This window comes from Collimonas arenae, assembly GCF_000786695.1.
Classification (GTDB): Bacteria; Pseudomonadota; Gammaproteobacteria; order Burkholderiales; family Burkholderiaceae_D; genus Collimonas; species Collimonas arenae_A.
This window is the reverse complement of the sequence record NZ_CP009962.1, coordinates 3,881,431-3,907,285: the sequence shown is the minus strand read 5'-3', so window position 1 is coordinate 3,907,285 and position 25,855 is coordinate 3,881,431. Positions and strand designations below refer to the sequence as shown.

General features: G+C 57.2%; 19 protein-coding genes. 16 read left to right on the top strand and 3 right to left on the bottom strand.

Annotated elements, in window-relative coordinates:
- The first annotated feature begins 161 nt into the window (after positions 1-161).
- The 8 genes from LT85_RS17110 (at position 162) to LT85_RS17075 (ending at position 10,743) form a co-directional block, all read left to right on the top strand.
- Entirely contained in the window at positions 162-1,061 is a 900-nt protein-coding gene (locus tag LT85_RS17110; protein ID WP_038491138.1) for a LysR family transcriptional regulator, read from the top strand.
- A gap of 431 nt (positions 1,062-1,492) precedes the next feature.
- The gene (gene chvE / locus LT85_RS17105) at positions 1,493-2,551 is read left to right on the top strand and encodes a multiple monosaccharide ABC transporter substrate-binding protein (RefSeq protein ID WP_038491135.1); all 1,059 of its coding nucleotides are present in this window, start codon (positions 1,493-1,495) and stop codon (positions 2,549-2,551) included.
- 91 nt (positions 2,552-2,642) lie between these two features.
- The gene (gene mmsA, locus LT85_RS17100; protein WP_038491132.1) at positions 2,643-4,181 is read left to right on the top strand and encodes a multiple monosaccharide ABC transporter ATP-binding protein; all 1,539 of its coding nucleotides are present in this window, start codon (positions 2,643-2,645) and stop codon (positions 4,179-4,181) included.
- A gap of 1 nt (position 4,182) precedes the next feature.
- Positions 4,183-5,400, top strand: coding sequence for a multiple monosaccharide ABC transporter permease (gene mmsB / locus LT85_RS17095; protein WP_156117566.1), 1,218 nt, complete (start codon positions 4,183-4,185; stop codon positions 5,398-5,400).
- A gap of 144 nt (positions 5,401-5,544) precedes the next feature.
- Positions 5,545-7,290, top strand: coding sequence for an IlvD/Edd family dehydratase (locus LT85_RS17090; RefSeq protein ID WP_038491129.1), 1,746 nt, complete (start codon positions 5,545-5,547; stop codon positions 7,288-7,290).
- A 25-nt stretch (positions 7,291-7,315) separates the two neighbouring features.
- Positions 7,316-8,311 (top strand): AraD1 family protein, encoded by a 996-nt coding sequence (gene araD1, locus LT85_RS17085; RefSeq protein WP_038491126.1) that lies wholly within the window; start codon positions 7,316-7,318, stop codon positions 8,309-8,311.
- A gap of 28 nt (positions 8,312-8,339) precedes the next feature.
- On the top strand, positions 8,340-9,914 hold the full coding sequence (locus LT85_RS17080) for an aldehyde dehydrogenase (NADP(+)) (RefSeq protein ID WP_038491123.1): 1,575 nt from the start codon (positions 8,340-8,342) through the stop codon (positions 9,912-9,914).
- Positions 9,915-9,951: 37 nt separating this feature from the next.
- Complete coding sequence (locus LT85_RS17075) at positions 9,952-10,743, top strand: SDR family NAD(P)-dependent oxidoreductase (RefSeq protein WP_038491121.1); 792 nt, start codon at positions 9,952-9,954, stop codon at positions 10,741-10,743.
- Positions 10,744-10,834: 91 nt separating this feature from the next.
- Here the strand turns inward: LT85_RS17075 and LT85_RS17070 are convergent, their stop codons facing one another.
- Complete coding sequence (locus LT85_RS17070) at positions 10,835-11,776, bottom strand: LysR family transcriptional regulator (RefSeq protein ID WP_038491118.1); 942 nt, start codon at positions 11,774-11,776, stop codon at positions 10,835-10,837.
- 196 nt (positions 11,777-11,972) lie between these two features.
- On the opposite strand from LT85_RS17070, the gene LT85_RS17065 reads away from it, so the two are divergent.
- Positions 11,973-13,064: a porin gene (locus LT85_RS17065; protein WP_038491115.1), complete on the top strand. Its 1,092-nt coding sequence runs from the start codon at positions 11,973-11,975 to the stop codon at positions 13,062-13,064.
- A 76-nt stretch (positions 13,065-13,140) separates the two neighbouring features.
- A complete protein-coding gene (locus LT85_RS17060; RefSeq protein ID WP_038491112.1) occupies positions 13,141-14,046 on the top strand; it encodes an SMP-30/gluconolactonase/LRE family protein in 906 nt (301 codons plus the stop codon).
- Positions 14,047-14,068: 22 nt separating this feature from the next.
- Here LT85_RS17060 and LT85_RS25525 read toward each other — a convergent pair whose 3' ends face one another.
- Both LT85_RS25525 and LT85_RS17050 read right to left on the bottom strand, forming a co-directional pair.
- Positions 14,069-14,458 (bottom strand): hypothetical protein, encoded by a 390-nt coding sequence (locus LT85_RS25525; protein WP_052135276.1) that lies wholly within the window; start codon positions 14,456-14,458, stop codon positions 14,069-14,071.
- Between the two features lie 158 nt (positions 14,459-14,616).
- On the bottom strand, positions 14,617-16,803 hold the full coding sequence (locus LT85_RS17050) for an FUSC family membrane protein (protein ID WP_038491109.1): 2,187 nt from the start codon (positions 16,801-16,803) through the stop codon (positions 14,617-14,619).
- Between the two features lie 340 nt (positions 16,804-17,143).
- On the opposite strand from LT85_RS17050, the gene kdpF reads away from it, so the two are divergent.
- From kdpF to kdpD, 6 genes are all read left to right on the top strand, one after another.
- On the top strand, positions 17,144-17,233 hold the full coding sequence (gene kdpF / locus LT85_RS17045) for a K(+)-transporting ATPase subunit F (RefSeq protein WP_038491105.1): 90 nt from the start codon (positions 17,144-17,146) through the stop codon (positions 17,231-17,233).
- A gap of 1 nt (position 17,234) precedes the next feature.
- Positions 17,235-19,064, top strand: a complete 1,830-nt coding sequence (kdpA, locus tag LT85_RS17040) for a potassium-transporting ATPase subunit KdpA (RefSeq protein ID WP_038491103.1) — start codon at positions 17,235-17,237, stop codon at positions 19,062-19,064.
- 109 nt (positions 19,065-19,173) lie between these two features.
- Complete coding sequence (gene kdpB / locus LT85_RS17035; protein ID WP_038491100.1) at positions 19,174-21,264, top strand: potassium-transporting ATPase subunit KdpB; 2,091 nt, start codon at positions 19,174-19,176, stop codon at positions 21,262-21,264.
- Between the two features lie 15 nt (positions 21,265-21,279).
- Positions 21,280-21,951 carry a potassium-transporting ATPase subunit KdpC gene (gene kdpC / locus LT85_RS17030; RefSeq protein ID WP_081992477.1) on the top strand — a complete coding sequence of 224 codons (672 nt, stop codon included), beginning with the start codon at positions 21,280-21,282 and terminating at the stop codon, positions 21,949-21,951.
- A 137-nt stretch (positions 21,952-22,088) separates the two neighbouring features.
- Positions 22,089-22,871, top strand: coding sequence for a TorF family putative porin (locus tag LT85_RS17025; protein WP_038491097.1), 783 nt, complete (start codon positions 22,089-22,091; stop codon positions 22,869-22,871).
- 180 nt (positions 22,872-23,051) lie between these two features.
- Positions 23,052-25,853 (top strand): two-component system sensor histidine kinase KdpD, encoded by a 2,802-nt coding sequence (gene kdpD / locus LT85_RS17020; protein ID WP_038491094.1) that lies wholly within the window; start codon positions 23,052-23,054, stop codon positions 25,851-25,853.
- Positions 25,854-25,855: the final 2 nt, after the last annotated feature.

Genomic DNA, 25,855 nt, shown 5'->3' with positions numbered 1-25,855 from the left:
TCTTGATGCGGCGTTGAAATGCGTCGCTATGGAAACCACTATATTTAACTGAGGTTTAAAAGAAAAACAGATTAATTTTGTATAATCAACCTGTTTTGTGGGTAGGTCGCATTCTGCGATTAAAACCCATGCTCTGTCTCCTTAACCTAAGCCAAACTACGATGCGTCTTACCATCCGACAACTACAAATATTCCTGGCGGTAGCCCAATCCGGCAGCACTACTGCAGCAGCCGATCAGGTCGCGTTATCGCAATCCGCCACCAGCGCCGCATTGAATGAGCTGGAGAATTTGCTTGATTGCCGTTTGTTCGACCGTGTCGGCAAGCGTCTGATCCTTAACGACAACGGCCGTTTATTGTTGCCGCAGGCGGCGCAGGTAGTGGATGCCGCCAAGACCATCGAGCAGCAATTCCTGCTGCCAGGCATGGCGCAGGGTGGCGGTTTGCAGATTGGCTCCAGCACCACCATCGGCAGCTATCTGCTGCCATCGCTGATCGCATCCTATCGCGGGCAGCATAGCGAGTTGCAAGTGCGGGTGACGATCGCCAATACCGCCGATATCGTTGCCGCCGTGGTCAACTTTGAAGTTGATGTCGGCCTGATTGAAGGGCCTTGTCACGCGCCTGGTCTGCAGGTTGAACCATGGATACTGGATGAACTGCTGATCGTCAGTTCGCCAGAGCATCCGATCGTAAAAGATATCCGCGGCGACAAGAAGATTGGCGTGGCGCAATTGCGTGAAGCTGAATGGCTGCTGCGTGAACCTGGTTCCGGCACCCGCGAAGCAGTTGAGCAAGCCTTGCTGCCGCACCTGCATCACCTGCGGCAAAGCTGCGAATTCGGTAATTCAGAAGCGATCAAGCATGCGACTGCCGCCGGACTCGGCCTCAGTTGCCTGTCGCAGGCAGTTGTCGCCGATTTCCTGCAAAGCGGACGGCTGGTGGCCTTGAACACCACGTTACCCAGATTGCACCGGCATTTTTACCTGATCCATAGCAAACACAAAATCCTCTCGCTACGATTGATGCAATTCCTGGCTTTTTGCCGCGGCTGGTCCTGAATCGCTGGCGCTACTTCACCAAAATGCATGTTTGTATCTCATGACTGATATTGAAATGGATATCAGTTGTGCTAAAAAAGTGATTAGTAAGCTTGGCCAAGTGTTTTTACACTGGCTTCGGTATTTATTCTCTTATGAATAGCGGCGAAAGGCTGTTCGGATTAATCATCCTTTCTATTTATCAATATCTAAATAAGTATCGAAATAGCTAAATAATTCATTTGTTCGGTATCGGTAATGTTCGTAAGATAGCGAGGAAATCCACCAGGAAAGGTCTATATTTATAGTTTCTGAATTGCTGTCTGGAAAATGCGTACCCATATGTGCTTTTTTCTGCTGGCAGCCGGACTTTCCATGCAGTAGCAGTCGCTTCACCAGGTTCTGACAGAAGATCAAAATAACTAAATAACTAAAGGAGACAAGCTGTGAAAATGATTAAAACGACGATTGTTGGATTGATGATTGGCATGTTCGGCCTGGTGACACAGGCCAGCGCACAAGAGAAGGGCCTGATCGGTATCTCGATGCCAACCAAATCTTCGGCGCGCTGGATCGCCGATGGCGACAACATGGTCAAGGTGTTCAAGGAAAAGGGGTACAAGACCGATCTGCAATACGCCGAAGACGACATCCCGAACCAGCTGGCGCAGATTGAAAACATGGTGACCAAGGGCGTGAAAGTCCTGGTGATTGCGGCGATCGACGGCACCACGCTGACCAATGCCCTGCAAAAAGCCTCCGACAAAGGCGTCAAGGTCATCGCCTATGATCGCCTGATCCGCAATTCCAAGAACGTTGACTACTACGCTACCTTCGACAACTTCCAGGTTGGCGTGCTGCAGGCCAGCTACATTGAAAAAGCGCTGGGCCTGAAGGACGGCAAAGGCCCGTTCAACATCGAACTATTCGGTGGTTCGGCCGACGATAACAACGCTTTCTTTTTCTACAACGGCGCGATGTCAGTACTGCAGCCTTACATCGATAAAGGCAAGCTGGTAGTGCGCAGCAAGCAGACCGGCATGGACAAGGTTTCCACCTTGCGCTGGGATGGCGCAGTAGCACAGGCGCGCATGGACAACCTGCTCAGCGCCTATTACGGCAACGCCCATGTCGACGCGGTGCTGTCGCCGTATGACGGTATCAGTATCGGTATTTTGTCATCGCTCAAGGGCGTCGGCTACGGTACGCCTAAGCAGCCGATGCCGATCGTGACTGGCCAGGATGCAGAGGTTCCCTCGGTAAAATCGATTGTCCGCGGCGAGCAGCGCCAGACGGTATTCAAGGACACGCGCGAACTCGCCAAGGTCACCGTCGGCATGGTCGATGCGGTGCTGAGCAATAAAACGCCAACCATTAACGATACCAAGACCTATAACAATGGCGTCAAGATCGTGCCTTCTTATTTGTTGAAACCGGTCAGCGTCGATGTGTCGAACTGGAAGCCTGTACTGATCGGCAGCGGTTATTACACAGAAAGCCAGATTAAATAGTGTTGCCGCAGGGTGGGCAAACCAAGCCCGCCCTGCGAATCCGGCAATTTGCGTAAGTCCTGTTGAATAGTGGTAAGCGAGGTCATAGCAGATGGAAACCATCCTGGAAATGCGCGGGATCGGGAAGACATTCCCGGGAGTCAAAGCATTAGATAATGTGAATCTGGTAGTGCGCAGCGGGGAAATCCACGCTGTAGTAGGCGAAAACGGTGCCGGTAAATCAACCTTGATGAAAGTGCTGAGCGGGGTATATCCGCATGGTTCCTACACCGGCGATATCCACTATCAAGGCCAGACAAGACAATTCGAAGGCATCGCCGACAGCGAAGAATGCGGCATCATCATCATCCACCAAGAATTGGCCCTGGTGCCTTTGCTGTCGATAACTGAGAATATTTTCCTCGGCAATGAACAGGCCAGACATGGCGTCATCGACTGGGCCGGTTCGTATGCGAAGACTAAGGAGCTGCTGGCGAAAGTCGGCCTCAAGGAATCTCCTAGCACCCTGATCACCAACCTCGGTGTCGGCAAACAGCAACTGATTGAAATCGCCAAGGCGTTGTCCAAGGAGGTCAAGCTGCTGATACTGGATGAGCCGACCGCCAGCCTGAATGAAAGTGATAGCGACGCGCTGCTGGAGTTGTTGCTGGGGCTTAAGGCGCAAGGTATTTCCTCGATCCTGATTTCGCACAAGCTCAACGAAATTTCCAAAGTCGCCGATTCGATCACGATCCTGCGCGACGGCAGCACGGTCGACACGCTGGACTGCCACAAGGAAGCGATCAGCGAAGACCGTATCATCCAGAACATGGTGGGTCGCGAGATGGCCGACCGTTACCCCAAACGCAGTCCGCAGATCGGTGAGACCATTTTCGAGGTCAAGCAGTGGTACGTGCATCACCCGATCCATCCGGACCGGCAGGTGATCAAGGGCGTCGATTTTCATGTCAAAAAGGGCGAGATCGTTGGTATCGCCGGCCTGATGGGCGCCGGCCGCACCGAACTGGCGATGAGCATCTTCGGCCGCGCTTACGGCCAGCGCATCAGCGGCAAGGTTTTCTTGCGCGGCAAGGAAATCGATGTCAGCACTGTGCAGAAAGCCATCGACAACGGCATTGCCTATGTCACCGAGGACCGCAAAGGCTACGGCCTGATCCTCGACCAGGACATCAAGAAAAATATCACGTTGGCCAACCTCGAAGGCGTGGCAGACAAGACTGTGATCGACGAAGGACGGGAATATTCGGTCGCGGCCGATTATCGCCGCCAGCTCAAAATCCGCTGCTCGAACGTATTCCAGAAAGTATTGAACCTGTCGGGTGGCAACCAGCAAAAGGTGGTGCTCAGCAAATGGCTGTTTTCCAACCCGGATGTGCTGATATTGGATGAACCGACGCGCGGTATCGACGTCGGCGCCAAGTACGAGATCTACACCATCATCAGGCAGCTGGCGAGCGAAGGAAAGTGCATCATCATGATTTCATCGGAAATGCCGGAACTGCTAGGCATGTGCGATCGCGTCTATGTCATGAACGAAGGGAAATTCGTCGGCGAACTGACGGCTGCCGAAGCATCCCAGGAAAAAATCATGCGCGCGATTGTGCGGAATGTGAAGAACGGAGACAACTGAAATGAATAACGAAATTGCAGCGCCGGCAGCCAGCGAGAACCGGGCTCAGCCTGTGCAGGATAAAAAAGAATATGCCGGCTTCCTGAAAAACAACATGCGCGAATACGGCATGCTGATTTCCCTGGTCGTGATCATGGGATTTTTCCAGTACATGACCGACGGCACCCTGATGGAGCCGTTGAACCTGACCAACCTGGTGCTGCAGAACAGTTACATCGTCATCATGGCGCTTGGCATGCTGATGGTCATCGTGGCTGGCCATATCGATTTGTCGGTAGGCTCGGTGGTTGGCTTCATCGGCGCGCTGGCGGCGGTGCTGATCGTCAATCTGCATGTGAACTTTGTACTGGCCAGTATCCTGTGTATCCTGGCCGGTGGCGTAATCGGTGCGGCGCAGGGTTATTGGGTGGCGTTCTTCAAGATTCCTTCGTTCATCGTCACGCTGGCCGGCATGCTGGTGTTCAAGGGACTGACTCTTGCGCTGCTACAGGGGCAGTCGATCGGTCCGTTTCCCGATGATTTCCAGATGCTCAGCTCTGGCTTCATTCCAGATATGTTCAATGGCGCAAACTTGCGCGTCACCTCCTTGCTGCTGGGCGTGGTGGTCGCCGCGATCCTGATTTTCGTCAAAGTGCGGGCGCGCGCCAAGCAAATCAAGCACGGCATGGAAGATGAGCCTTATGTGTTCTTTATCATCAAAAATGCCATATTTGCTGCTGTGATCATTTTCTTCAGCTACTTGCTGGCGTCCTATAAAGGCATGCCGAATGTCCTGATCATCATGTTCCTGCTGATGGTGGTGTACACCTTCGTGGCCAACCGCACGACGATCGGACGCCGCATCTACGCGGTCGGCGGCAACGAGAAGGCAGCAAAACTGTCTGGCATCAAGACTTCCCGCGTATCGTTCTATACCTTCATCAACATGGGCATGCTGGCGGCATTGGCCGGCCTGATTTTTGCGGCTCGCCTGAATACCGCCACACCGAAAGCCGGCACCGGCTTTGAACTGGACGTGATCGCGGCTTGCTTCATTGGCGGCGCATCGGCCTCGGGCGGCGTCGGCAAGGTCATGGGCGCCGTGATCGGCGCTTTCGTGATGGGCGTGATGAACAACGGCATGTCGATCATGGGCATCGGCATCGACTATCAACAGGTGATCAAGGGCCTGGTCTTGCTGGCCGCGGTATTTGTCGACGTTTATAACAAGAATAAATAAAAGATCAAATAAAAGATTAAGTAAGCAGAGCGGCGTCCAGCGGTAAGCGGTCTGCAAGCAACGCTTTGTCATTACACAAGCAGGCATCTGTCCTGATGCGGCCGGATGTCGCCTGAATTTCAGAATTTCAAGAGGAAGCCAAAGATGACTGTCGATAAAAAGCGCCCGTTGCGTTCCGCCGAATGGTTTGGCAGCAATGACAAGAACGGCATGATGTACCGCAGCTGGATGAAAAACCAGGGTATCCCGGATCACGAGTTCCAGGGCAAGCCGATCATCGGCATCTGCAATACCTGGTCGGAGCTGACGCCTTGCAACGCCCATTTCAGAAAAATCGCCGAACACGTCAAACGCGGCATTTCCGAGGCTGGCGGCTTCCCGGTTGAATTCCCGGTATTTTCCAACGGCGAATCGAATCTGCGACCTACCGCCATGCTGACGCGCAACCTGGCCAGCATGGATGTGGAAGAATCGATCCGCGGCAATCCGATGGATGCGGTGGTGTTGCTGGTCGGCTGCGACAAGACCACGCCGGCGCTGTTGATGGGCGCGGCCAGTTGCGATGTGCCGGCGATCGTGGTGACCGGCGGCCCGATGCTCAACGGTAAGCATGAAGGCAAGGACCTCGGTTCCGGCACTGCCGTCTGGCAGCTGAGCGAAGCGGTCAAGGGCGGCCAGATCAGCATGCATCAATTCCTGGCGGCCGAAGCCGGCATGTCGCGCTCGGCCGGCACCTGCAACACCATGGGCACGGCTTCCACCATGGCTTGCATGGCCGAAGCGCTGGGCACATCGTTGCCGCATAACGCGGCGATTCCGGCAGTCGATGCACGCCGCTATGTATTGGCGCACATGTCCGGCATGCGGATTGTCGACATGGTGTGGGAAGACTTGCGGCTGTCCAAAGTCCTCACGCGCGAAGCATTTGAAAACGCCATCCGGGTCAATGCCGCGATTGGCGGTTCCACCAACGCCGTGATTCATCTGAAAGCCATCGCCGCGCGCATCGGCGTGCCGCTCGAACTTGAAGACTGGACCCGCATCGGTCGCGGCACACCGACCCTGGTCGATCTGCAGCCGTCGGGCCGTTTCCTGATGGAAGAGTTTTACTACGCCGGCGGCTTGCCGGGTGTATTGCGTCGTCTCGGCGAAGCCGGCTTGTTGCCGCACAAGGATGCGTTGACGGTCAACGGCAAATCGCTGTGGGAAAACAATCAGGACGCGCCGATCTACAACGATGAAGTGATCCGCGTCATCGACAAACCGCTGATCGCCGACGGTGGCATCTGCATCTTGCGCGGCAACCTGGCGCCGCGCGGCGCGGTGCTCAAGCCATCGGCCGCCACGCCGGAGCTGATGAAGCATCGCGGCAAGGCAGTGGTGTTCGAAGACTTCGCACACTACAAGGAACGTATCAACGATCCTGAGCTCGACGTCGACGCCAGTTCGGTACTGGTGATGAAGAACTGCGGTCCCAAGGGCTACCCCGGCATGGCGGAGGTCGGCAACATGGGTTTGCCGCCGAAATTGCTGGCGCAAGGCATCAAGGACATGGTGCGCATTTCCGATGCTCGCATGAGCGGCACAGCCTACGGCACTGTGGTCTTGCACGTAGCGCCGGAAGCGGCCGCGGGCGGTCCGCTGGGGGTTGTGGAAGACGGCGACTGGATCGAACTCGATTGCGAAGCGGGACGCTTGCATCTGGATATCAGCGATGCCGAAATGGCGCAACGCCAGATCGCCAGAACGGCGCTCAACGCGGAAACGGTGACGGCCCACAGCGGTTATCAACGGCTGTACATCGACCGTGTATTGCAAGCCGATGAAGGTTGCGATTTCGACTTCCTGGTCGGCTGCCGCGGCTCTGCCGTACCTAAACATTCTCACTGAACCGGTAGTCAGATTGGAGAAGCACATGTTGTTGGTTCAATTCAAGCAAGCCGACGGCCAGCGTCGGATCGGGGTTCTGGAGGATGAGTGCCGGAAGATCCGCGTGGTTGAGGGCTACAACTCGACCTACGGACTGGCGCAAGCGGCGATTGCCGCCGACAGTACGTTAAAAGCGCTCGCAGCAGCAGGATTGGGCGATACCGTACTGGACTACGACACAGTGGCGCAAGCCAGGCAGTTGTTGCCGCCGCTGGAGCACGGCGACAGCGCGCATTGCTACGTAACCGGCACCGGCCTCACGCATCTGGGCAGCGCCGACGGCCGCGATGCCATGCATAAGAAAATCAGCGATGTCGATACGCTGACCGACAGCATGAAAATGTTCCGGATGGGTCTGGAAGGTGGCAAGCCGGCTGCTGGTGAAGCCGGCGTCCAGCCTGAATGGTTTTACAAAGGCGATGGCAGTATCGTGCGCGCCGCCGAGCAGCCGTTGACGATGCCGCATTTTGCGCTGGATGGGGGCGAAGAACCGGAGATTGCAGCGCTGTATGTGATCGGCCCTGACGGCGATCCTTACCGGCTCGGTTTCGCCATCGGCAATGAGTTTTCCGACCACGTGACCGAACGCCAGAACTATCTGTATCTGGCGCATTCCAAACTGCGCGTATGCGCCGTCGGGCCAGCCTTGCTGGTGGGCGATTTGCCGGCGCATGTGGCCGGCATGTCGCGCATTCGCGACAGCCAGGGCCAGGTGCGTTGGGAAAAGCCGTTTGTCAGCGGCGAGGAGAATATGTCGCATACGGTCGCCAACCTGGAATATCACCATTTCAAGTATCCGCTGTTTCGCCGGCCGGGCGATGTGCATATCCATTTTTTCGGCACCGCCACCCTGAGCTGTTCCGATGGTATTCAGGTAGCGCACGGCGAAACGTTTGAGATAGACGTTGCCGCTTTTGGTCCGCCGTTGCGCAATCGCCTGGCGGTCGAGACCTTGGCTGCGCCACGGATTCATCAGTTGTAATTTTTCGATAATCATTGCCAGGAAAGCCATGAACATTACAGGCGAGTCGCTGATCGGCGCATCGAGCATCAAAGGTGGCGGCGCGGATTTCTTTGCGCTTAATCCGGCTACCGGTGCCAATCTGGAGCCGGCATTCCATACCGCAGGCAAAGCCGAAATAGATTGCGCCTGCGATCTGGCGCGGATTGCGTTCGATCCATATCGCGCGACAGATCCAGAGACGCGTGCCCGTTTCCTGGAAAGCATCGCGCACAACATCATCGAACTTGGCGACCAGCTGATTGAACGCGCCATGCAAGAAAGCGGATTGCCCAGGGCGAGGCTGGAAGGCGAGCGTGGGCGCACTGTCGGCCAGCTCAGATTGTTTGCCGAAGTACTGCGCGAAGGTTCATGGCTGGATGCCCGCATTGATCCTGCGTTGCCGGATCGCCATCCGCCGCGCGTCGATTTGCGCCTGCGCATGATTGCGCTGGGGCCGGTAGCGGTATTTGGCGCAAGTAATTTCCCCTTGGCGTTCTCGGTGGCGGGTGGCGATACCGCGTCAGTCCTGGCCGCAGGTTGCCCGGCCGTCGTCAAAGCCCATCCTGCCCATCCCGGCACCTCGGAGCTGGTTGGCAGGGCGATTCAGAAGGCGGTTGCCGCTGCGGGTTTGCCGGAAGGCGTGTTCTCGCTGCTGACGGGCATCGGCAATCAGCTTGGCGTCGCGCTGGTGCGTCATCCGGCGATCCAGGCGGTCGGTTTTACCGGCTCGCGCCAGGGCGGTTTGGCGCTGATGGCCGCCGCCGCAGCTCGCCCGCAACCAATTCCGGTCTACGCGGAAATGAGCAGCATCAATCCGGTTTTCCTGTTGCCGCATGCGCTGGCCGAGAAGACCGATGCGCTCGCCACAGGTTTTGTCGATTCCCTGGTGCTTGGCGTCGGCCAGTTCTGCACTAATCCGGGTTTGGTACTGGCGGTGGAGGGGGCTGATCTGGGACGTTTTCGCGCTGCAGCGGCGCTGCAGCTGGCGCAACGCGGTGCCGGCACCATGCTGAGCGCCGGTATTCATCACGCCTATGAACAAGGAGTCGGCCGCCTTGCCGGCAACCCACGGGCACGGCAGCTAAGCCACGGCGTGGCCACTGATGGCGCTGGCAAGGGTGTGCCGGCGTTGTTTGCCGCCAGCGGCGAGGATTTCCTGGCCGACCCTACATTGTCGGAAGAAGTATTCGGTCCGGCTTCGCTGCTGGTCGCCTGCAAGGATCTCGCCGAGATGCGGGAAGTGGCCGAGCATCTGGAAGGCCAGCTGACGGCGACCTTGCAGATGACGGACGGCGACCATGAAACCGTACGTGGTTTGCTGCCAATCCTGGAACGTAAAGTCGGGCGCATCCTGGCCAACGGCTTTCCTACCGGCGTTGAAGTTTCCTATTCGATGGTGCACGGCGGGCCGTTCCCGGCGACCTCCGACAGCCGCAGCACTTCAGTCGGCACTGCTGCGATCGCACGGTTTTTGCGACCCGTTTCGTATCAGAATATTCCGCAGGACCTGTTGCCAGTGGCAGTACAGGACGCCAATCCGCTGGCAATCTGGCAGCGTGTTAACGGGCAGCTGAAAAAATAAGCGGACGCGTTCCGCATCACATTGAACAGGAGTTGTCATGTCGGCAGTAAAGCATGTTGGAATTGAACAGCTGGCGCATTTTCCCAGCCTGAAAGGCAGGAACGTATTCGTCACCGGCGGCGGTAGCGGCATCGGCGAGGCGATTGTCAGCGCCTTTGCGGCGCAGGGCGCGCGCGTGGCTTTTGTCGATATTGAAACGGCTGCAAGCGAAGCCTTGTGCCAACGCCTGGCAGACGCGGGTCTGGTCAAGCCGCTATTCAGGCATTGCGACATCCGTGACATTCCGGCGCTGCAGGCCACCATACAGGCCTTGGCGCAAGAACTGGGGGATTTTGATGTGCTGGTCAACAATGCGGCCAATGACCAGCGTCATCAGTTGGAAGAGGTCACGCTTGAATACTGGAATGATCGCATCGCCATCAATCAGCGGCCCATGTTTTTTACCTGCCAGGCAGTCGCTCCCGGCATGCAGAAAAAGGGCGGCGGTTCGATCATCAATCTGAGCTCCATCAGCTGGCATTTGTCCAATGGCGGTTATCCGGTTTACACCACCGCCAAGGCCGCCGTGGTCGGCTTAACCCGTGGGTTGGCGCGTGATCTCGGGCCGCACAATATCCGCGTCAATACAGTCTCGCCTGGCTGGGTGATGACGGAACGGCAGATCGCCTTGTGGCTCGATGCGGCAGGCGAGGAAGACATCAAGCGCAACCAGTGCCTGCCAGGTAAATTGCAACCCTGGCATCTGGCGCGCATGGTACTGTTCCTGGCGGCGGATGACAGCGCGATGTGTACTGCGCAGGAATTCATTGTTGACGCCGGCTGGGCTTGACCGGCTCTAGGCCGTCATGTCAGATCTGGTGTCGGGTCTGGTGTCAGGTCTTGCGTTACTGATTTGAACAAGGCTTGACTCCGACGGCGCGTTAGTAAATTTGCGCCGCCACGTCACGGATCGTCTGTTGCAAGATCTTCGCGCCCGGGGACAGGATCTGCAAACGACGGGTAATAATGCCGAAGCCATCCATCTTGCATGGCAGTTCGATCGGCAGTATCGCCAGCACATTGACCTGCACATAAAAGCGCGCCACCTCCGCTGGCATCACGTGCAGGAAATCGGTCTGTTGCAGCAGGCTGCTGATCACCAGGATGGCAGTAGTGTCCACTACGTTGGACGGCGGCGCCAGGCCATCCTTGTGGAACATCATGTCGACCCGATGGCGCAGGATGCTGCCCTTGGGCGGCAGGATCCAGCCGCTATCGGCGATATCCTTCAACTGCAGGTTCGAGACATGGCGCAGAGGGTGGTCGACTCGCGCCACCGCGCATACCGGCTCATCGGACAACTCTTCATATTCAAGGTTGCGGTTGTCGTCCTGGTCCATGATGCGCGCCACCAGGAAATCCAGCGAGCCGCGCTGCAAACGTTCCAGCAGGATATTGCTGCTCTCGACCTCGACCCCGATTCTCAGCATCGGCGCCTGTTGCTTGAGCCGTGCAATCGCCGGCGGCAGCAGAACCATGCCGGGTGACAGGATCGCGCCGACATTGACCTGGCCGGACAGGCCGGATTTCAATGCGGTGATGTCGTCATGGGCATGCGACAAACTGGTCAGCGCCATCCGCGAATGGCGGATCATGGCCTCGCCGTAGATGGTCGGCCGCATGCCGCGCGGCAGTCGCTCGAACAGCAGCACATCCAGCATGTCTTCCAGGTCCTTGAGCTGCTTGGAGGCTGCCGGCTGCGTCATATTGAGCGCTTCCGCCGCGCGATGGATGTTGCGTTCTTCGTCCAGGGCAATCAGCAACAACAGCTGACGGGTTTTCAGTCGGGCACGCAGAAACCAGTTGGTGTCGTTAGTGGACATGGTCGTCTCTTTAGTTAATTTTTATATGCCGCCCTATCAGTCTTGCCGTGGTGCAGCTCGCAAAATGATACCAAACATAGTATCGATGTGGCGTAAAAATTCATTGGATGGATATCAATCGAATCCTTACTATGAGTCCAGCCTGATTCTGGTGATCGGGCGCACACATAAGAAAATAAACTCAAGGAGACGTAACATGCTTTTTGCTAAACCTACAGGCGCGCCATTCAAGGCGCTGGCTACAACGGCAGTATTCGGCTTGCTCGGCCTTGGCGCTGTATCGACCCAGGCACAGACCAATGTCACCATCTACGGCCGGGTCGATGCCGGTGTCGATTATCAAAATAACGTGGCACTCAAAGACGCCAACGGCAATTTGACCGGCGCTACCGGCAGCAAACTCGCGGCCTCCGGCAATCAGTGGGGAACCAGTATGATCGGTTTCAAGGGCAATGAAGATCTGGGCGGCGGACTCAGCGCCTTCTTCTTGCTGGAATCGGGTTTTGACGCCACCAATGGCACCACCAACGGCACCGCTTTGTTCAATCGCCGTTCGTATGTTGGCTTGAGCGGCAGCGCCGGTTCGATCAAACTGGGTAAAAACCTGTTCATCGTCAATGACGTCTGGTCTCTCGATCCTACCGGACAACAATTCATGAGTACTCAGAGCCTGGTCAACGGCCGTAGCTGGCCTGGTGCGAACAACGTGATTGAGTATCAGACGCCGACCTGGGGCGGCTTCAACGCCACGCTGCAAACCAGTCTGGGCGAACAGGCCGGTTCCACAAAAGCTGGCCGTAAAGACGGTATTTCCCTGGTCTACACGACCGGCGGCCTCGAGTTGCGCGGTATTTATGACGTGATTCGTGACGCCAACGGGCTTTACACCAATCTTTATACGGCGTCCAAGGATCTGATCGTCGGCGGCACCTACACAGCAGACAAACTGAAACTGTTTGCCGGCTACGAGAATATTTCTGCTCCTGATACCGTAGCGGCTACCGATCCGGACAAGCTCAATCACTACTGGCTCGGCGTCAACTACGCGGTGACACCAGCACTGACCTTGATCGGCGCGGCTTACCACAGCAAGCTCAATCATGACGCCGGTAGCGCCAACCTGTTTGTGCTGGGTGGTAACTACAATCTGTCGAAACGTACCTTGCTGTATGCAAGCGTCGGTACTGTGCAAAACAAGGGCAAAGCCGATTTCGCCACCGAATTCGACAACCCGCTGCCGGGACATGCACAAAGCGGCGCCTATGCGGGCATCAGTCATACTTTCTGACGATTTGCTTTAAACTGACAAGCAATACAATAACGAGGCCGGAAGGCCTCGTTATTATTTTTTTCGAGGATGTGTAATGACCATTGCAACCGCTACCGCAAGCCTGGTATTCGACGGCAAACATCAGTTGGGGGAGGGCGTGCTCTGGTGCCAGCGCACGCAATGCTTGCTGTGGACGGACATTATCGGCGCCACCTTGTGGCGGCATCATCCCGCCACCTCTGTCACGCAGAGCTGGCCGATGCCGGAACGGCTGGCGACTTTTGCGCTGACCAATGACGACGACCGGTTGTTACTGGGGCTGGCGTCGCAACTTGCCTGGTTCAATTTTTCCAGTAACGTTGTCACGCCGATTTGCGCGGTTGAAGCAGAGCTGCCGCATACCCGGGTCAATGATGGCCGTTGCGACCGCGCCGGCCGTTTTGTCTTCGGCACCAAGAATGACGCTGCCGACATGGCCGCCTGCGCCGGGTTCTATCGCCTCAATCAGGATTTGACGTTGGAACGGCTCGCGCTGCCGCCGGTAGCTATCAGCAACAGCATTTGCTTCAGTCCCGACGGCCGCGTCATGTATTACTGCGATTCGCTGAGCAAGAAGATCCACTGCTGCGACTACGATAGCGCCGCCGGCGCGGTTAGCAAGCCGCGTCTGTTTGCCGATTTGTCGGCGCAGCCTGGCGAGCCTGACGGTTCGGCCATCGATAGCGATGGTTATCTATGGAATGCACAATGGGGCGGTCACCGGGTAGTGCGTTTCGCACCCGACGGCAGCATTGAGCGCATGGTCGATGTGCCGGTGGCGCAACCTAGCTGCGTTGCTTTCGGCGGCGATAACCTGGATATTTTATATGTGACCAGCGCCCGCGAATCGATGTCGGCCGCCGCCTTGCTGGCCGAACCCGCTGCGGGCGGGGTGTTCCGCCATCAACTGGCGGACGTGCGCGGTTTGCCGGAAGCCCGGTTTGGTGGCGTGCCGGGATAGCCCGCCGCCACCCGTCCGGGGCCTACAGATAGCTGATAGTCATGATGACCGGGCTGAGCTCGGCGCCTGCGGCCGGCTTTTTGGCAAGCAAGCCCAATTGCACATCGCCCTGAAGCGCCATGCGGTAGGCGGCGGCTTCCTTGACGTCCAGCGTTTTGCCATCGCGCGTCAAGGTAATCGTTGTGTTGGCTGCGCTGGCGTTAGGACCTACACGCTGGAATGCGACATCGAAGGCGCTGCGGGAGGGACAATGGATGCCGACCTTGCCGCCATCGAAGTTGCCAGTGCTGCAAGGGGGTTCGACGATACTTCCGGTGAAATGAATGATGCCGCTGTTGGCGCCAGCCATGGCGAAGGATGAAGCTGACAGCAGGGCAGATAAAGCTGCGAGTTTTAAAATAGTGGCGTTCATTATTACCCTTTCCGTGATTGTAAAACCCGCACATGCGTTTCCACGTAGAAATAGTACTATATGGAAACTACAAGCGCCAGTGTTTCACTGTTCTTGGCAAGGGAAAACAATTTGCTTTTATGTCGAGAAAAATCCTTTTTTTATTTGTGCCGGGAGCTTCATGCCGCCAGAATGCGTCCGATCGCGGCGCTGTTGACGGCAATCTTTTCACTATCCTCATACAGCAATTCCACCCGCTGTTGCAGCGGATGCCAGGCTGGCCAGTTCTCCGGTTTTGCCTGGATGTCGCCTTCCTGTTGAACTGGAGCGGACGGCGAGGCTGCCGGCGCGTCGGGCGCAGGCACCGGCGCAGCCGGATCGAGCACAAGTTCCGCCAGTCCCAGCGTCTTGCAGACATGTGTGGTGGCGGCGTCGAGCTCCAGATTTACCGCAGCCTGCGGCATGCCTTCGGCGTTGCGTCGCAGCAGCATGCGTAGCGCGGCGACGTGCGCCATGACCAGGTAATTCTGGACGATGAACTGGTTCAGGTTTTCCACGGCGCGATGCTTGCTGACTGGCTCGTCGAGCATGCGCACCAGTGTCGATACCAGTTCCGACATGCTGTCCAGGAAGCGCTTGCGGCTAAGGCGGTAGATAAAGTCATCCAGCGCCTTGCCTTGCATTAGCTTGTTGCTGGCGTCGAGAAAGCGCTGGTTGCTTTTCAGGACGTTCTTGATCAGCTGTGGCAGCGTCCGGTATTCCCAGCTCGGCAGCACGAAACTGAAGGCGGTAGCGATCACCGCGCCGATCAGCGTATCGATCAGCCGCTCGCCGATGACCTGGCTACTGCTGGGAATGACCAGGTTGATTTGCAGCAGGATCTGCATGCTGGCGGCAATCGCAGTGTAGCGGTATTTGACATAGATGAAAGCCGGCGCCGCCACGGTGGCCATGAATAGTATCCCGAGCAAGGCTACCGGTTCATGTACGAAACGCAGGATCAGCGCGGTCGCCACGCAGCCGATCAGGGTGCCGATCAGGCGATCGCTGCGGCGTTGCTTGGTCTGGCTGAAACTGGGTTTGAGGATGATGGCGATCGTCAGCACGATCCAGTAGCCATGGCCGGCATAGGGCAGGGCGTCGGCCGCCAGTAGCCCGCAGGAAATCGCCAGCGCCGCCCGCACTGCAAAGCGGAAAGTCGGCGAATGCCAGCGCAGGTTGGCTACCAGCACGCCCAGCTGGTATTTTTGCTGAGTCAGGAACGGCGTCATGTCCTTGCCCAGCAATACCGGCAACGGTCCCTGCACGCTTTGGGTCGCGTGATGCAATTGCTGGATCATGTCGATCGCATCGACAATCTTGCCGTAGGCGGCGCGCAGGATATCCAGCGCCTCTTCCGACACCTTGCCTGCCAGGCAATCTTGCTGCAACTGCTGCAATTCGGCGTCGATCGAACGCATTTCGGCCTTGTAGCTGACGCTGGCGAAGGAGGCGCGCTTGCGTGTAACGGCGTAGGCGATCGATTCGATATCCTTGGCGGCCTTGTTGACCAGGTCGCGGAGGTAGGTCAGGACTTCAGCGTCGGCCAGGTGCTGGCGCAGGATGGCGTAATCGGTATGGGTCGACAGGATGTGTTCATACAGGTCGAACATGCCGAAGTGGACTTGCACCAGAATCGCATCTTGCTGGTTGCGCGGATCGCGCAGGATCAGGTCGCGCGATGCCTGCTGTTTCTCCGCCAGTACGATCTGCTGGCGCACCAAGGTGTTGAACTGGCTGTTGAGGTCGACATGCATGTCGTAGAAATCAGCCTTGATGTTGATATAGCGCGCCAGCTCGAACAGGGCTTCGGCCAGCACCTGCTGCTTGATGCGGCTGCGCAGGAACCATGACACTGCCATCGAATACGCCAGGTAGGCCAGGCCGCCGGCGAGGAACTGGCCGGCGTGGAAGAAGGATTGTTCCACATTGGTTGTGTTTTCCATGGCCAGGGTCATCACGAACAAGGCGGAAAACTGCAAAGGCATGGCTTTTTTGCCATACACCACCATCATGCAGGCGAGAAAAGTGACGATCACCAGCATGACGCTCAACAGCCAGTGGAAGGGGGCGCACAGGCTGATGATCAGCGTCACCACGGTACCCAGCAGTACGCTGGACAGCATCTCGTTGAATTTATGGCGCAGGGTGCTTGGCAAATCCATCAAGCTGGTCGACAAGGCGCCGATACAGACGGTCATCGCTGTCGGCAAGTCGCTGAACTGCAGCACCAGCAAAGTCAGCCCCACCACCCCGGTGGCGATACGCAAGCCCGTATAAAAATAATGACTGAATATAAAGGTGCGCAGGTCTAGGGCGTAGTGCATATGGGAGTTTTTGCGATAGCTGCCGAGGCTGAAAGTGTACCGCGTTTGCCAGGAAAATTTGAGATGGACGTGGCAAAAAAAGCATGAAATGAATTTGCGGCGCGCGTGAATGAGATTCCATCAGGATTTTTACGGCTTTTTTACACTTTGTTTACACCCACGTCCCGTCTCTTTACGACATTTTTAGAAACTTTTCTATAGCCTGTCACTACCGAAACTAACCTGTAATGAGGGTAATGATGGACCTGGTAATGGATGGAATGTATGTCGGCGCGATCGTGGCGATGTTTGTCGTCACCTGGGCGCTGGCTGTGGGCTGCAAAAAGCTGGAGGATGGTCAATGAACCCGTTTTATGTACTCGGCGCGGTAGTCACCGTCGCGCTGCTGGTGTATTTGGTCGTGGCGCTGATCAAAGCGGAGGAATTCTGACATGACCTCCCAATCCATCATGTTGTTGATTGCTTTCCTGGGGGTGCTGCTGGTATTGAGCTACCCGCTGGGGAAGTATATCGTGCAGGTCGCCGCAGGCTCCTCCGATCACGCTCCGGTCACCGGTTTCGGCTGGCTTAGTACAATTTTTAGCCGGATCGAACAATGGCTGTACCGTTGCGCCGGCATCCGCGCCAAGTCGGAAATGAACTGGAAGACTTATGCGTTGGCGCTGCTGATATTCAATACTATCGGCGCACTGGCGACTTATGGCTTGCAGCGCTTTCAGCTTTGGCTGCCGCTGAACCCGCAGCACTTTGCTAATCTTAGCCCTGACTCAGCCTTCAACACAGCTGTCAGTTTTATCAGTAACACCAACTGGCAAGGTTATTCGGGCGAAAGCGCGATGAGCTACCTGACCCAGATGCTGGTGCTGGCAGTGCAGAACTTCTTCTCTGCCGCTACCGGTATCGCGGTTGCCTTTGCCTTGATCCGCGGCTTCTCGCGTCACTCGACACAGTCGATCGGTAATTTCTGGACCGACATTACGCGTTCTACCGTATACATATTGCTGCCGCTGGCAGTGATTTTCTCGGTGTTCCTGATCAGCCAGGGCGTGATCCAGAATTTCGATTCCTACAAAGATGCAACCATCGTCCAGCCCTTGACCTATCAGCAACCGAAAGTCGGCGCCGACGGTCAACCGGTCAACGATGCAGCCGGCAAGCCGGTGCTGGAAACCATGAACACCAAGGTGCAGACCTTGCCTATGGGTCCGGTGGCATCGCAGGAAGCGATCAAGATGATCGGCACCAACGGTGGCGGCTTCTTCAACGCCAATTCAGCCCACCCCTATGAAAATCCGACGCCGTTGTCGAATTTCATGCAAATGCTGGCGATTTTCCTGATCCCTGCCGCGCTGTGCTTCACCTTCGGCTTCATGGTGGGTGATATCCGCCAGGGCTGGGCGGTGCTGGCGGCAATGACGCTCATCTTCGTCGTCATGACTTCGGTAGTGATGTATGCCGAGCAGCAATCGCACCCCGGCATGACCGCGATGGGGATCGACCAGGCGCATAGCTTGCTGCAGTCCGGCGGCAACATGGAAGGCAAGGAAAGCCGTTTCGGCATCAGCGCTTCAGCTCTGTTTGCCGCGGTAACGACAGCGGCCTCTTGCGGTGCAGTGAACGCCATGCACGATTCGTTCACCGCACTCGGCGGCCTGGTGCCTATGGCCCTGATCCAGATGGGCGAAGTAGTGTTCGGCGGCGTCGGCTCCGGCCTGTACGGCATGCTGGTGTTCGCCATCATGGCGGTGTTTATTGCCGGCCTGATGATTGGCCGTACCCCGGAATACCTGGGCAAGAAGATCCAGTCGTTTGAAATGAAAATGACGTCGATTGCCATCCTGGCGACGCCGATCCTGGTGTTGGGCGGCACCGCAATTGCGGTCATGGCGACTGCCGGCGTGGCCGGTATCTTGAATCCTGGTGCGCATGGCTTCAGTGAAATCCTGTACGCCTTCTCGTCGGCCGCCAACAACAACGGCAGCGCCTTCGGCGGCCTGTCAGCCAACACACCGTTCTATAACGTGATGCTGGCGATAGCGATGTGGTTCGGACGTTTCATCATCATCGTCACGATCCTGGCAATGGCCGGTTCGTTCGCTGCCAAGAAGCGGCTCGAGCCGAACTCCGGCACGATGCCGACCCATGGTCCGCTGTTCATTGTGCTGCTGATCGGTGTGGTGGTGCTGGTGGGCGTGTTGAACTATGTTCCGGCCTTAGCGCTTGGTCCGGTGGTTGAGCATCTGCAAATGTTTGCAAAATAAAATCATTGCGGGACAGAGGCGGCCGGCGTGGCTTTATGAGGCGCCGCAGCGCGACGAATTACCCTATCCGGGCGACTCTGTTCCCAACCAATTAAGAAGAAAGAACATCATGTCTCGCACCAATCTGACGCTCTTCGATTCCGCGCTGATGGGCCCGGCCATCGTCGCATCGTTCAAAAAACTGGCGCCGCAAACGCAATTGCGCAACCCGGTCATGTTCGTGGTTTATGTCGGCAGTATCCTGACCACGCTATTGTATTTCCAAGCCTTGGTAGGCAAGGGCGAGGCCAGTGCCGGCTTCATCCTGGCGATCTCGGTCTGGCTCTGGTTCACGGTCCTGTTCGCCAATTTCGCCGAAGCGCTGGCAGAAGGCCGCAGCAAGGCGCAAGCTGAATCGCTGCGCGCACTGAAGCAAACCGTTTCAGCTAAAAAGCTGGAAGCCGGCAGCAAGTCCAGGGGCGCGACGAGCAACTGGTCGGCCACGCCTGCCAGCAACCTGCGCAAGGGCGACGTGGTGCTGGTGGAAGCCGGCGACGTGATCCCGGTCGACGGTGAAGTCATCGAGGGTGTAGCCTCGGTCGACGAAAGCGCGATTACCGGCGAATCTGCGCCCGTGATCCGTGAATCTGGCGGCGATTTTTCCGCTGTGACCGGCGGTACCCGGATCTTGTCCGACTGGCTGGTGGTGCGGGTTACCGTCAATCCGGGTGAAGCGTTCCTGGACCGCATGATTTCGATGGTGGAAAGCGCCAAGCGCCAAAAGACGCCTAACGAAATCGCCTTGACCATCTTGCTGGTGGCGCTGACCATCGTGTTCCTGCTTGTGACGGTCACCTTGCTGCCATTCTCCTTGTTCAGCGTGACTGCCGCCAAGTTCGGGACGCCGATCACCATCACCGTATTGGTGGCTTTGCTGGTGTGTCTGATTCCAACCACCATCGGCGCTTTGTTATCCGCCATCGGTGTGGCCGGCATGAGCCGCATGATGCAAGCCAACGTAATCGCTACTTCCGGCCGTGCAGTGGAAGCTGCCGGCGACGTCGACGTGTTGTTGCTGGACAAGACCGGCACCATCACGCTGGGTAACCGCCAAGCATCGGCATTCATCCCAGCGCCTGGCATCACCGAGCAGCAACTGGCCGATGTCGCCCAGTTGGCGTCGCTGGCTGACGAAACGCCGGAAGGCCGCAGTATCGTGGTGCTGGCCAAACAGCGCTTCAATATCCGTGAACGCGAGATGACTTCCTTGCACGCCAGTTTCGTGCCGTTCACAGCGCAAACGCGGATGAGCGGTATCGATATCGGCGACGCTGGAAAAATCCGTGCAATCCGCAAGGGTTCGTCTGAAGCCTTGAAGAACTACATGACCGAACTCGGCCAGCCGTTCCCGGTGGAAGTTGCGCATAACGTCGACGACGTCGCTCGCCGCGGCAGCACGCCGCTGGTGGTGGTGGACGATGGCGTGGTGATGGGTGTGGTCGAGCTGAAGGATATCGTCAAGGGTGGCATCAAGGAGCGTTTCGCCGAGCTGCGCCGGATGGGTATCAAGACCGTCATGATCACTGGCGATAATCGCCTGACTGCCGCCTCGATTGCAGCCGAAGCCGGGGTCGACGACTTCCTGGCCGAAGCGACGCCGGAAGACAAGCTGAAACTGATTCGCAGCTATCAGTCCGAAGGCCGGTTGGTGGCGATGACCGGAGACGGCACCAACGATGCACCGGCGCTGGCGCAAGCCGACGTGGCCGTTGCCATGAACAGCGGCACGCAGGCGGCGAAGGAAGCCGGCAACATGGTCGACCTGGATTCCAATCCGACCAAGCTGCTGGAGATCGTCGAAATCGGCAAGCAGATGCTGATGACCCGCGGCGCCTTGTCGACTTTCTCGATCGCCAACGATATCGCCAAGTATTTCGCGATTATCCCGGCCGCCTTCATCACGACCTATCCGCAACTGGCGGCCTTGAATGTGATGAAACTCGCCAGCCCGTCGTCAGCGATCATGTCCGCGGTTATTTTTAACGCGCTGATTATTGTTGTATTGATCCCGCTGGCATTGAAGGGCGTGCGTTACCGTGCCGTCGGCGCTGCTTCGCTGTTGCGTCGCAACCTGCTGATCTACGGCCTGGGCGGCATCATCTTGCCCTTTATCGGTATCAAACTGATCGACATGATTCTGTCGGTCATGCATCTGGTGTAATTGGGAGTATTGAAAATGAAAACCGCATTGTCATCAACAAAATCGACAACCTCGGCAACACTGCCGCCGGCAAAACTGGCGGTCAATTCGAAAGCAACTGTGCAGGGCGGCATACTGCGTCCGGCGCTGGTGCTGTTCGTCGGACTGACCGTCCTTTGTGGCGTGATCTACCCGCTGGCCGTCACCGGCATCGGCAAGGTGGCGTTTCCTGACCAGGCCGCCGGCAGCCTGATCATGTACAACGGCACTTTGATCGGCTCGCGCCTGATTGGCCAGGAGTTCTCCGCGCCTAACTACTTCTGGGGCCGCTTGTCGGCGACCAGCCCGCAGCCGTACAATTCCCAGGCTTCCGGCGGCTCGAATTTCGGTCCGAGCAATCCGGCGCTGCTTGATGCCGTCAAGGGCCGGATCGACGCCCTCAAAGCAGCCGATCCGACCAACACGCTGCCGATCCCGGTGGATCTGGTGACGGCCTCAGGTAGTGGTCTTGACCCTGAAATCAGCCTGGCCGCCGCCAATTACCAGGCCGGACGGGTCGCACGTGAGCGCAAGCTCGACGTCGATACCGTGCATAGCCTGATCACCAGCTTGCAAAAGATGCCTAGCCTGGGCTTCCTGGGTGAGCCGCGTGTCAATGTCTTGGCATTGAATCTTGCACTGGACCGGCAACATCCAGCTGCAAACTAAGTTTTCCACCATTTCATCTTAGAGCGTTATCTGCTGGCAGGACTGACCGTACAACGTACGGTCAGCTTTGCCACGCCTGTATCTCTCCGATTTGAAATACATAACTGCAACACACCTTTGTTTTACTTGGAAATTTCATGAAGAAAATTATCTATTTTGCTGGCCTGATGACTGTTATCGGCGTTACCGCTTTGGCTGCGAATTGCTCGCAGGCTGAAGACGCTATTACCGCGGACGCTGCTGCTCCGGCGGCTACCCCAACGCCTGACAACTCGCTGACTTTCAATGCCAGCCTGGTGTCCGACTATCGTTTCCGCGGCATTTCCCAAACGCGTTTGAAACCGGCATTGCAAGGCGGCGCCGACTATAGCAACAATCCAACCGGCATCTATGTCGGCACCTGGTTGTCGACGTTGAAATGGGTCAAGGACAGCGGCGGCGACGGCAATATCGAGTGGGACATCTATGCCGGTAAAAAAGGTAATTTCACGCAAGACCTGAGCTACGATTTTGGCGTGCTGACCTACGTATATCCATCGAACGATCTGCATCCGAATGTAGACACCACGGAACTCTATGGCCAGCTCGGCTACGGTCCTGCCTACATCAAGTACTCGCAATCGGTGACCAACCTGTTCGGCGCCGCCAACAGCAAGAGCAGCGGCTACCTGGATATCGGCGCCAATATCGATGTGACCAACGGCTATACCGTCAACCTGCACGCCGGTCACCAGACCGTCAAAAACAATTCAGCTTTGAGCTATAACGACTGGAAAGTCGGTTTGACCAAGGATTTCGGCTTCCTGTCCGGCAGCGTTGCGGTGATCGGCACCGACACCAAAAACTATGTCGGACCGTCGCCTGACAGTAAAAACCTGGGCAAAACCGCGCTGGTGATATCTGCAACCAAGACCTTCTAGGAAATCGCGCTTGATGGAATTGCTTATTTGTTTACAAAACGAGCCATTAAAAGCATGAAATACACGCACAGCGCGGAAAAGCACATTGGTGATTTTTTCGTGCTGTTCGTGTTTTTCATGGACAATATATAAATATAGGTAATTTCTATCCCAGCCTTAACCAGCACTCAAAATACACCCATGTCTTCACCCAATTCAAACGGCGACTTGCGCCCTGATCCGGATGCTCTGCTAGCCCAGTTGCAGGAGCAGGAGAGCCTGGCCGGGCGCGGCAAGCTGCGCATCTATTTCGGCGCATCGGCCGGCGTGGGCAAGACATACGCCATGCTCGGCGCCGCGCATAAATTGCATAGCGAAGGGCGCGAGGTGCTGGCCGGTGTGATCGAGAGTCACGGCCGGGCAGAGACTGCGGCCATGCTGAACGGCCTGGAACTACTGCCACTGAAGCAGATCGCCTATCGCGACAAGCAATTGTCTGAGTTTGACCTGGACGCCGCATTGCAGCGCAAGCCGTCGCTGATATTGGTGGACGAACTGGCGCATTCGAATGCTTCGGGCTCGCGTCATCCGAAACGCTGGCAAGACGTCGAAGAATTGCTGAATGCCGGCATCGATGTCTTCACCACGCTGAATGTCCAGCATCTGGAAAGCCTGAACGATGTGGTGGGCGGCATCACCGGTATCCGGGTTGCGGAAACCTTGCCGGATACGGTCTTCGATGCGGCCGATGAAGTGGTGCTGGTGGATTTGCCTGCCGATGAATTGCTTAATCGCCTGAAGCTCGGCAAGGTGTACAAGCTGCCGCAAGCCGAGCGTGCTTCCCGTAATTTTTTCCGCAAAGGCAACCTGATCGCGCTGCGCGAACTGGCCTTGCGCCGCACCGCAGACCGCTTGCAGGGCGATGTCCAGGCCTACCGTATAGAAAAATCGATCGGCGCGGTGTGGCAAACCGATGCCGCGCTGCTGGCTTGTATCGGCCCTTCTCCAAGCGCGGAACATGTGGTCCGCAGCACGGCGCGGCTGGCGACCCAGCTGAATGCCGAATGGCATGCGATCTATGTCGAGACACCGAAATTGCAGCGACTCACCTCGGTCAAGCGTGAACGCATCCTGAAGACGCTCAAGCTGGCGCAGGATCTGGGCGCGACCACGGCGGTGCTGGCCGGTAACGACGTTGCAGAAGTCATGGCCAGCTATGCGCGCAGCCACAATTTTTCCAAGATCATCATCGGCCGCAGCCAGCGCCAGTTTTTCTGGCAGCCGAATCACGCCGGTCGTATCGCGGCCCAGGCCAACGATATCGACCTGATCGAAATCGGCGTGCCGCCGCCAAGCACCTGGCCCAAGGAAGAGGATGCGGCAGGGAAGAGTTTGCCGCGTTACTTGCCCAAGCAAAGCCGGATCGAATGGTGGGGTTACGGTTGGGCGTTCGGCGTATGCGTGCTGGTGACATTGCTGGCGACGCCGATCTTGCCGTTCTTCGACCTTGCCAACATCGTCATGCTGTACCTGCTGGCGGAGGTGTTGATTGCCATCCGCTTTGGCCGCGGGCCGGCGATTTTCGTGGCGCTGCTGAGCATCGCCTCTTTCGATTTTTTTTTCGTGCCGCCGCGGTTTTCTTTCGCGGTCAGCGATTTTCAATATTTGCTGACTTTCGGGGTCATGCTGGCGGTTGGTTTGACGATTACCCATTTGACCACCGGCTTGCGCTATCAGGCTCGGATCGCCTCCAACCGTGAAGCGCGCTCGCGCGCCTTGTTCGAATTCGCCAGGGCGTTGTCCGGTGTCTTGCAAACAGAGCAGATATTCGAGATCAGCCGGCAATTCCTGCAGCGCAGTTTCCAAGCCAAGACCTTGCTGTTGATCCCGGACGATGCAGGTCGCCTGCAGTTGCCACCGGTAGTGCCGGAAGATGTCGCCAATGTCGCGGCAACGCTGGACATGGGCATCGCCCAATGGGCCTTCGATAACGCCAGCAGCGCCGGCATCGGCACCGATACGCTACCGGCCAGCAATTACCTGTATCTGCCTCTGGTGGCGCCGATGCGCACTCGCGGTGTGCTGGCGATTCTGCCGCACAATCGGCGCTGGATCCTGATCCCGGAACAGCAGCAACAACTGTATACCTTCGCCACCTTGACCGCGATTGCGCTGGAGCGGGTGCACTATGTCGAAGTGGCGCAAGACGCCCTCGTGCGGATGGAGTCCGAACGTTTGCGCAATTCCTTGTTGTCAGCCTTGTCGCACGACCTGCGCACGCCGCTGACTGCTTTGATCGGCTTGTCTGAATCGCTGGTGCGCTCAAAACCGCCGTTACAGGATAACCAGCAGGTGATGGCGAGTGCATTGCATAGCGAGATGTTGCGCATGAGTGCGCTGGTCACCAATCTGCTGGACATGGCGCGTATCCAGAGCGGCGAGGTCAAACTGAATTTGCAATGGCAGCCGTTTGAAGAAGTGGTCGGCAGCGCGCTGCGCGCCAGCGGTTCTGCGCTGCTGGGACACAAGATAGAAATCAAGGTGGCGCATGAGTTGCCGTTGATCCGCTTCGATGCGGTACTGATCGAACGCGTGTTGTGCAACCTGCTGGAAAATGCCGCCAAGTACACGCCTCAGGGTTCGTATATCGTGCTGGCGGCGCTGGTCAACGGCCGCTTTCTGTCAGTCACGGTAACCGATGATGGGCCTGGGCTGCCGGCCGGAATGGAAGACGCCATATTCGAGAAGTTTACGCGCGGCGAGCGGGAATCCGCCAAGCCCGGCGTCGGTTTGGGGCTGGCGATCTGCCGCGCAATTGTGGAAGCGCATGGCGGCACCATCCGCGCCCGTAGCGGCACCGCCAGTACCGGCAGCGGCGCCGAATTCATTTTTACCATTCCACTTGGAACGCCACCCAGCATGCCCGACCCGGAAGAGCATGATCTGAGAGTAAATGCTACCGGTGACCATGCCGGCAGCGCTGGCAACATGGAGAAAGCATGACA